Origin of the sequence: Allokutzneria sp. NRRL B-24872 (assembly GCF_002155965.1) — a bacterium.
In the GTDB taxonomy this organism is placed as follows: domain Bacteria; phylum Actinomycetota; class Actinomycetes; order Mycobacteriales; family Pseudonocardiaceae; genus Allokutzneria.
The window spans coordinates 1-8092 of record NZ_MUMH01000164.1 but is presented as its reverse complement, the minus strand read 5'-3'; the positions used below and the strand labels follow the sequence as shown (position 1 = coordinate 8092).

General features: G+C 71.5%; 6 protein-coding genes. 2 read left to right on the top strand and 4 right to left on the bottom strand.

Annotation, left to right across the window (positions count from 1 at the left end):
• Nucleotides 1–14 precede the first annotated feature (14 nt).
• The 4 genes from CCN37_RS32665 to CCN37_RS32650 are packed head-to-tail and all read right to left on the bottom strand — an operon-like array spanning nucleotide 15 to nucleotide 4626.
• Nucleotides 15–983 (bottom strand): ABC transporter permease, encoded by a 969-nt coding sequence (locus CCN37_RS32665; RefSeq protein ID WP_371505346.1) that lies wholly within the window; start codon nucleotides 981–983, stop codon nucleotides 15–17.
• Nucleotides 980–1948 (bottom strand): ABC transporter permease, encoded by a 969-nt coding sequence (locus tag CCN37_RS32660; protein ID WP_086828375.1) that lies wholly within the window; start codon nucleotides 1946–1948, stop codon nucleotides 980–982. Before CCN37_RS32660 ends, CCN37_RS32665 begins: the two co-directional genes overlap by 4 nt.
• On the bottom strand, nucleotides 1941–3491 hold the full coding sequence (locus CCN37_RS32655; RefSeq protein ID WP_086828373.1) for a sugar ABC transporter ATP-binding protein: 1551 nt from the start codon (nucleotides 3489–3491) through the stop codon (nucleotides 1941–1943). The genes CCN37_RS32660 and CCN37_RS32655 overlap by 8 nt, the downstream gene beginning before the upstream one ends.
• Before the next feature lie 31 nt (nucleotides 3492–3522).
• A complete protein-coding gene (locus CCN37_RS32650; RefSeq protein WP_246843445.1) occupies nucleotides 3523–4626 on the bottom strand; it encodes an ABC transporter substrate-binding protein in 1104 nt (367 codons plus the stop codon).
• Nucleotides 4627–4896: 270 nt separating this feature from the next.
• On the opposite strand from CCN37_RS32650, the gene CCN37_RS32645 reads away from it, so the two are divergent.
• Entirely contained in the window at nucleotides 4897–5922 is a 1026-nt protein-coding gene (locus CCN37_RS32645) for a hypothetical protein (RefSeq protein WP_086828371.1), read from the top strand.
• A gap of 155 nt (nucleotides 5923–6077) precedes the next feature.
• On the top strand, nucleotides 6078–8092 hold a 2015-nt coding region (locus CCN37_RS42460), incomplete at its 3' end, for a serine/threonine-protein kinase (RefSeq protein ID WP_371505343.1).

The window sequence follows — 8092 nt, the reverse complement described above, 5'->3', positions numbered from 1 at the left end:
TTTGAGGACAGGCCCTAGCGGCGGGCTCGGGAGAGCAGGGTCTGGAGGACGACGACGGTGATCAGGACGGCGCCGCTGACGACCGCCTGGAGGTTGGAGTTGAAGCCGCCGACCTGGTTGATCAGGTCCTGGATGACGAAGAGCAGCGCGACTCCGGCGAGCGTGCCGCTGACGCTGCCCATGCCACCGGTGAGCAGCGTCCCGCCGATCACCACGGCGGCGATCGCGTTGAGCTCCAGGCCGACGCCGATCACGGTGACGCCCGACCCGAGCTGCGCGGCGTTCATCGCCCCCGCGAGCCCGGCCAGCGTCGCCGACAGCACGTACACGCCGACCTTGGTCGAGGTGACGGAGAGCCCCATCAGGTTCGCCGCGTCCTCGCCGCCGCCGATGGCGAACAACCGCATGCCGAACCTGGTGCGCTGCAACACGATCCCGCCGATCACGTACAGCAGCACCACGATCAGCACGGGCACGCCGACGCCGAGCACGCTGCCCTGCCCGAGCTGGAGGAAGGCCGACTCGCGCGGGACGAGGTAGGTCTGCCCGCCCTCGTCGGTCAGGAACTGCAACAGCCCACGCGCGAACAGCAACCCGCCGAGCGTAACGATGAACGGCGCGAGTTTCGCCTTGCCCACCAACAAACCCTGCACGAGGCCGATCGCGGCGGCGACCGCCAGCGGCACGAGCAGCGCGGCCAGCGGGCCCCATCGCGCCGAGTACGCGGCGAGCACGCCGGACAGCGCGTAGACCGAGCCGACGGACAGGTCGATGCCGCCGGAGACGATCACCATCGTCATGCCCAGCGCGATCACCGCGAGGAATGACGCCTGCACCGCGAGGTTGCCGAGGTTGTAGGCGGTGAGGAACGTGTCGAAGGCCAGGCCGCCGACCACGAGCAGCAGCACCAGCACGCCGAGCGCGCCGTGCCGCTGCACCATCCCCGCGACGGCGCCCGAGCGGGTCTCCTGGGAAGTGCTCACGACGAGGTCCTCTCCCGCTGCACGAGCACCGCTGCCACGATGATCAGCGCCTGAGCCATCTGCGCCACCGAGGCGGGCACGTCGTTCTTGATCAGGGTCGCGGTGATCAGCTGCATCAGCACCGCGCCCGCCACCGTGCCGAGCACCCGCACCCGCCCACCGGTGAGCGGCGTCCCACCGACCACCACGGCGGTGATCGCGGACAGCTCGATCAGCTCGCCGAGCCGGGACGGATCGCTCGCGGTGAGCCGCGCCGTCGCCAGCACACCGGCCACCGCGGCGAGCACCCCGGCGAGCACGTACACGCCGAGCAGCACGCGTTTCACCGGCAGACCGGCGAACTCCGCGGCACGGGGGTTGCCGCCGACCGCGACGAGCTGGCGGCCGAAGGTGGTCCGCCCGACCAGCAGCGACACCAGCACCACCAGCACGACCGCGACCAGCACGGTGTACGGCACGCCGAGCACCGAACCCGCGCCCAGCTCCCGGATCTCCGGGTTGCGCACCTCGCGCAGCTGACCGCCGGAGATCACCAGCGCCAACCCACGCCCGCCGACGAGCAGCGCGAGCGTCGCCACGATCGGCTGCACCCCGATGAACGCCACCAGCGAGCCGTTGAGCAGCCCGGCCGCCGCGCCCACCGCGAGGCAGATCACCACGGCCACCACGGGCCCGTAGCCCAGGTACATCGGCAGCATCGCGGTGGCCAGCGCCATCACCGACCCCACCGACAGGTCGACGCCCTTGGTGCCGATGACCAGCGCCATGCCGAGCGCGACCACGAGCACCGGCACGACCTGCACGGCCTGCGTCCGGAGGTTGTCCACGGAGAGGAAGTTCGGCGTGATCACCAGGTTCACCAGCACCAGCAGGCCCAGCGCCACGTACACGCCGTAGTCCCGCGCCAGCCCGACGAGGTGCGCGCGGGAGCCGGGCCGCACGCCCGCCGTCACCAGCTCACTCATCGGTGCCTCCCTCGGCGATCGCTGACATCACGCCGTCCACGGAGACGTCGGAGTCGGTCAGCACCGCCACCGACGACCCGTCCTTGAGCACCACGATCCGGTCCGCTCCCTCGACCAGCTCCTCCAGGTCGGAGGAGACCAGCACGATGCCGAGGCCCTGCTCGGCGAGGTCGTCCACCAGGGACTGGACCTCCGCCTTCGCGCCGACGTCGATGCCGCGCGTCGGCTCGTCCAGCAGCAGCACCTTCGGGCTCATCGCCAGCCAGCGCGCCAGCATCACCTTCTGCTGGTTGCCACCGGAGAGCTCGTTGACCTTCTGCTCCGGACTGGAAGCCTTGATGCGCAAGCGTTCCATGAACGTCGCGACCACCTTGTCCTGCCGCGCCCGCGACACGATCCCGGCCCTGGAGAGCCGGGGCAGCGCCGCGAGCACGATGTTCTCCCTGACCGACAGGTGCGGGATGATGCCCTCCGCCTTGCGGTCCTCGGGCACCAGCACGACGCCCGCCCGGATCGCCGAGGCCGCCGAGCCCTTGCGGACCGTCTTCCCGTCGACCTCGATCACCCCGGCGTCCAGGGGTTGCAATCCCACCAACGCCTTCACCGTCTCGCTGCGCCCCGAACCGAGCAGTCCGCCCAGCCCGAGCACCTCGCCCGGCTTCACCGAAAGGTCGACCGCGCCGAGCACGCCGCGCCGGGACAACCCGGTTGCCCGCAGCAGTGCCGTCGAGCCCGTCTCGTGGTCCCCGCCGAAGGCCGTGGTGCCCTCGCGGCGCACCTCGTTCAGCGGCCTGCCGAGCATCGTCGAGACCAGCTCCAAGCGCGTCATCTCGTACATCGGTCCACTGTGGACAAGCCGTCCGTCGCGCAGAACCGTGACGGCGTCGCAGATCTGGAACAGCTCCTCCATGCGGTGGCTCACGTACACCACCGCCACGTCGCGCTCGTGCAGCCTGCGGATCAGCTCGAACAGCGTCTCCACCTCACGCGGCTCCAGCGACGAGGTCGGCTCGTCCATGATCACGACGCGCGCGTCGGTGCTGACCGCGCGCGCCACCGCGACCATCTGCTGCACGCCGAGCCCGAGCGAACCCAGCTGCCGCTTGGGGTCCACGTCGATCCCCAGGTCCTCCAACAGGTTCGCCGCGTTGCGGCGCATCCCCCTGAAGTCCACCAGCCCGAAGCCCGACCGCGGTTCCCGCCCGAGGTACAGGTTGTGCGCGACGGACATCGACGGCACCAGGTTGACCTCCTGGTAGACCGTGCTGATGCCCGCCTCCTGCGCGGCGGCCGGACGGGCGAAGGACACCGGCTCGCCGAGGTAGCGCAGCTCGCCGTCATCCGGTTGGTACACCCCGGTCAACACCTTGATCAGGGTCGACTTGCCCGCTCCGTTCTCGCCGACGAGCGCGTGCACCTCGCCCGCGCGGAGCCGGAAGTCGACCCCGCGCAGGGCGTGCACGCCCGCGAAGGACTTGCGTATCCCCGAGGCCTCCAGCACCACCTGTGCCGTGGTCTCGGGCATGTCCTCCGAGGACGACATGCTGACCCCTTACTGTCGTTGTGGTGCGCGCCTAGTAGGCGTTGGCGACCTCGGCCTTGGCGTTGGCGGTGTCGTAGGACTTGTCCTGGATGATCACCGTCGGCGTGATGGTCTCGCCCGCGTAGAACTTCTGCGCCGTGGAGAAGGCCAGGGGGCCGAAGCGCGGGTTGGACTCGATCACCGCGTTGAGGTCACCGGCGACGATGCCCTCCACCGCGTTGCGCGTGCCGTCCACCGAGACGATCTTGATGTCGGTCCCGGGCTTCTTGCCGGCCGAGCGGACCGCGGTCACCGCGCCGAGCGCCATCTCGTCGTTCTGCGCGTAGATCGCGGTGATCCCGGGGTTGGCCTGCAACAGCTGCTCGGTGACCTGCTGGCCCTTCTCGCGGGCGAAGTCACCGGTCTGCTCGGCGACGATCTGCAGGCCCGGCGCGCTGGCCTTCAGGTAGTCCTTGAAGCCGCTGGTGCGGTCGGTGGTCACGTTGTTGCCGGAGGAGCCCAGCAGGATCGCCACCTTGCCGTTTCCGCCGGTGGCCTTGGCCATCGCCTCACCGGCCCGCTTGCCCTGGTCGACGAAGTCGGAGCCGATGAAGGTCAGGTAGTCCTTGCACGGCGCGGCCGAGGACAGCTTGCGGTCCACGGTGATCACCGGGACCTTCTTCTCCCGCGCGGCGCGCAGCGCGGGCTCAAGGCCCTCGGAGTTCAGCGGCGCCACGATCAGCAGCTGCGCGCCCTGGGCGAGCATGCTCTGGATGTCGGAGATCTGCTTGCCCAGGTCGGAGTTGGCGTTGGTGGTGATCAGCCGCGCCCCGACCCGCTTCGCCTCCGCGGTGATCGAGGCGGTCTCGGCGATCCGGAACGGGTTGGCCTCCTTCTCCGACTGGGAGAAGCCGACCGTGGCCTTGGTCAGGTCCAGCTTGTCCACGCCGTACTGCTGCAGCGTGCAGCCCGCCCCGCCCGCGTCCTGGGTCTTGGTCACCTGCTGGCCGCCGCCGGAGGTCCCGCCGGGGTTGGCCCCGCCGCCCTCCGGGTTGGCGCAGCCGGTCAGCGCGAGCAGGGTCGCCGCCGTCAGCGCGGTGCCCATCCGGAGGCCGCGGAGGCGGCCCGATGCGGGGGTCGAACGATCGGCGTTCATGCGATCGGCTCCTTCGTACAACGGCGTTCTCGGAGGTGGTCCCTGGGTCTTCCGGTGTTGTGGCCTAGCTCTCAATACCAGCCCGCACCGACAAACATGCCACCGAAGCGGGCGGAAGTAATGAGATTGATGGCAACGATCGCTCATTTTTGGACAAAAGTAGACAACCAGCGGTCACGCTGCGTCGCTTCGGGTGAACCGGCAGTACTGGGATTGACCCGTGGGGTGAGCGCAGTTTGATGGGGAGTCCGGCCGCCGGAGGAGTCCCGCATGACCATGTCGCTCGCGCTCTCGCGCCTCTACCGACCCATCGCCCCCGCCGTGCACCCCAGAGCCGCCGAGCTGGCCGAGACCACGCTGAGCTGGCTCGACGCGCACGGCCTTCCCGGCGTCGACGTCGCGCTGGTGGAGTTCAGCGCGCGCACCCTCCCCGACGCGCTGCCCGAGCGGGCCGAGCTGCTGGCGCGCTACACCTGCTGGGCGGCGCTGCTGCGGGCCGAGCTGGAGCGGACGCGGTCCGGCTCGGCGGAGGTCCTTGACCGGGTGGTCCGATTCGGTCACGTGCTCGACGCGCCCGAGACCCCGGTCGCGGGCGGCGACCCGTTCGCGCTCGCGCTGTGCGACCTGCTGCGCCGGGGCCGCCGCATGGTCTCCCCGTTGCAGCTGCGCCGCTTCACCGAGGCCGTGCGCTCGTGGTGGCTCGGCCTGGTCGCCGAGCGCGCCCTCGTCGAACGCGGTCAGCGCCCCGGCTTCGCCGACTGGGCGGTGCTGCGCCCGCAGAGCGGCGGGGCGGCCGTGATGGGCGTGAAGGTCGAGCTCGCGCTCGGGCCCGAGGTGCCGGAGTGGGAGCTGAACGGCCCTGTCGCGCGCGCCGCGACCGAGGCGGCGTGGACGGTGGCGCTGGCCGACCTCGACCTGCACTCCTGCCACCACGAGGGCGAGCCCTCGGCGCTCAACCTGGTCTCCGCGCTGCGGGTGGACGATCCGTCGCTGTCCGTGCCCGAGGCCTTCGACGCCGCCGTGGACGTGCGGGACCGGGCGCTGGCGCTGTTCCTGCGCCTGCGCGCGCAGCTGGCGCCGCTGTCCGGCCCGGCGATGCGCCGCTACCTCACCGGGGTGGGCCGCGCGGTCGCCGGGACCACCGAGTGGCGCTTCGGTCCGGCACCGGCCGGCCCCTCGATCCAGGACGTCCCGGCCGTGCCGCCGCAACCTCTCGCCGCGCCAACCGTCTCGTGGTGGTGGGACCAGCTCGACGCGGGCGCGCGCGTGCCCGGTCCGCGCGGCCCGTTCGGTTAGGAGTTCACCGACGATCTTGTGCTCTTCGTGACTTCCGGCCCTACGTTGGCACGACGGTGCGACAGGAACGCCGGGGGAACGAATAGGGTGGGGTAGTCGCGGAGCGTGGCCGCGCGGGCGGGGACCCGCGCCCCGCCACGGTCGAGGAGGGATCAGTGGAGCCGCTCGAATCGGTGCTGGAAGGCTTGCACCGCTTGTTCGGGTTCGACGTCTGCCCTGGTGACTGGGCGTGGACGCTGATCGCCGCCGGCGTGCTCTTCGGTTTCCTGCCCACGGCGGGCGCCGCGACGATCGCGCTGATCCGCAAGGTCACCGGCAACCGCACGTCGCTGGTCACCCTGATCCCGTTCGCGTTCATCGCCGTCTTCAGCACCCTCGCGCTGCCCCTGCTGGCCATGGGCGGTTCCTCGAACCTGCTCGTCTCGATGCGCCAGGGCTACGGCGTCGCGGGTGGCTTCACCCTGAACTCCGGCGTCTGCTTCGGCGCGGTCAGCCAGGGGCAGCTGCTGACCACCAACAGCGTCCAGTCCGTGCTGACCAACGGCACCTGGCACGGCTGGGTCGGCTGGCCCGTCCTGGTCGGCATCCCCGTGCTGGTCCTGGTGTCGGTGTTCTTCCAGGGAATGCTGGCCTTCCGCAAGGGCGCCCGCTTCCCCGTCTGGTTCTTCACCGGCTCCTTCGCGGCGCTGTTCTTCCTGACCCTGGACAAGAAAGCGGGTGTGATGGGCTTCCTCTGGGCGGGCTTCCTGCTCGCCGCGATCGTGGGACCGATCCTGGTCTGGCTGATCGGCGGGCCGGGCCAGCGGGCCATCGACCGCGCCTCGGACGCCGCCCGCGCCCGTCGCGAGTCCGCGCACGAGGCGAAGCCGGCCCTCGCAGCACCCTCAGCACACGCAGAACACGGAGCCGACCAGGTGGACCGCCGGGCCATCCCGCCAGCACGACCGCAGCAGGCGCCCGCGCCGACCCGGGTCGAGCAGCCCCAGCCGCAGCGCAACCAGCCCCAACACAATCAGGCCCAGCACAACCAGCAGCACCCGCCGACCAGGGTGGACCTGCAGCCGGTGCAGAACCAGCAGCAGCCCTACCAGGCGCCGCCGCGCCCGGCCACGCCACAGTCGCCGCCCCAGTCCCAGCCGCAGTCGCCGCCCCAGGAGCGCCCGGGCCTGGCCAACACGCCCGGCCCGCTGCCCTTCGCCCTCGGCGGCCCGCCGCCCGCGCAGGCCGCGCCGTCCTCGATGGGCATGGCCGCCGGTGCCGCCGCGATGGCCGCCGCCGCGGGCGTCGCGGGCTCGGGCAAGGCCGAGATGCCCCAGGCCAGCGGCCGCTTCCGCCGCATCCGCCAGCTCGGCGAGGGCGGCTTCGGCAAGGTGTGGCTGGCCATGGACACCAACCTCGGCCGCACCGTGGCGATCAAGCTCGCGCACGCCCCCGACGCCGAGGCCGAGGAGCGGATGCTGCGCGAGGCCCGCGCGCTCGCCTCGATCCGCCACCCCAACTGCGTCCGGGTCTACGACCTGGTCAACGAGGGGGAGGGGCTGGCCATCGTGATGGAGTACATCGAGGGCCGCTCGCTCAGCGACGTCATCACCGAGGACGGCCTGCTCGACGACGTGATGGCCGCCCGGCTCTGGGTGACCATGTCCGGGGCGCTCAGCGCCGCGCACAGCAAGGGCGTGCTGCACCGCGACATGAAGCCCTCCAACGTGATCGTCGACGACGCCGCCATCGCGCACCTGATCGACTTCGGCATCGCCCGCAAGCGCGGCGACTCCACCCTGACCGCGGCGGGCTTCATGCTCGGCACACCGGACTTCATCGCCCCCGAGGTGGCCGCGGGCAAGAGCGCCAGCCCCGCCTCCGACGCCTGGCAGCTGGCCGCCACGATCAACTACGCGCTCAGCGGCCAGCCCCCGCGCGGTGACCAGGGCGATCCCGCCTCCGCGCTGCTGGCCGCCGCGCGCGGTGGCGGCGAGCTGCACCTGCCCGAGAAGAGCGCCCACCGCGCCATGCTCGCCGCCGCGCTGCAGCCCGACCCCTCGCGCAGGCCCACGCTCGGCACCATCGAGCGCGAGGTCGGCACCTGGCTCAACCGGGGCGGTTTCAAGCAGGACGGCCCGGTCACCACGATGATCCACAAGTCGCAGCTGGAGAAGACCCGCGTCACCCC

Bases quoted from the DNA above. Each gene is read 5' to 3' on its own strand.
- CCN37_RS32660 (WP_086828375.1), bottom strand. From the start codon at position 1,948: ATGAGTGAGCTGGTGACGGCGGGCGTGCGGCCCGGCTCCCGCGCGCAC.
- CCN37_RS32655 (WP_086828373.1), bottom strand. From the start codon at position 3,491: ATGTCGTCCTCGGAGGACATGCCCGAGACCACGGCACAGGTGGTGCTG.
- CCN37_RS32650 (WP_246843445.1), bottom strand. From the start codon at position 4,626: ATGAACGCCGATCGTTCGACCCCCGCATCGGGCCGCCTCCGCGGCCTC.
- CCN37_RS32645 (WP_086828371.1), top strand. From the start codon at position 4,897: ATGACCATGTCGCTCGCGCTCTCGCGCCTCTACCGACCCATCGCCCCC.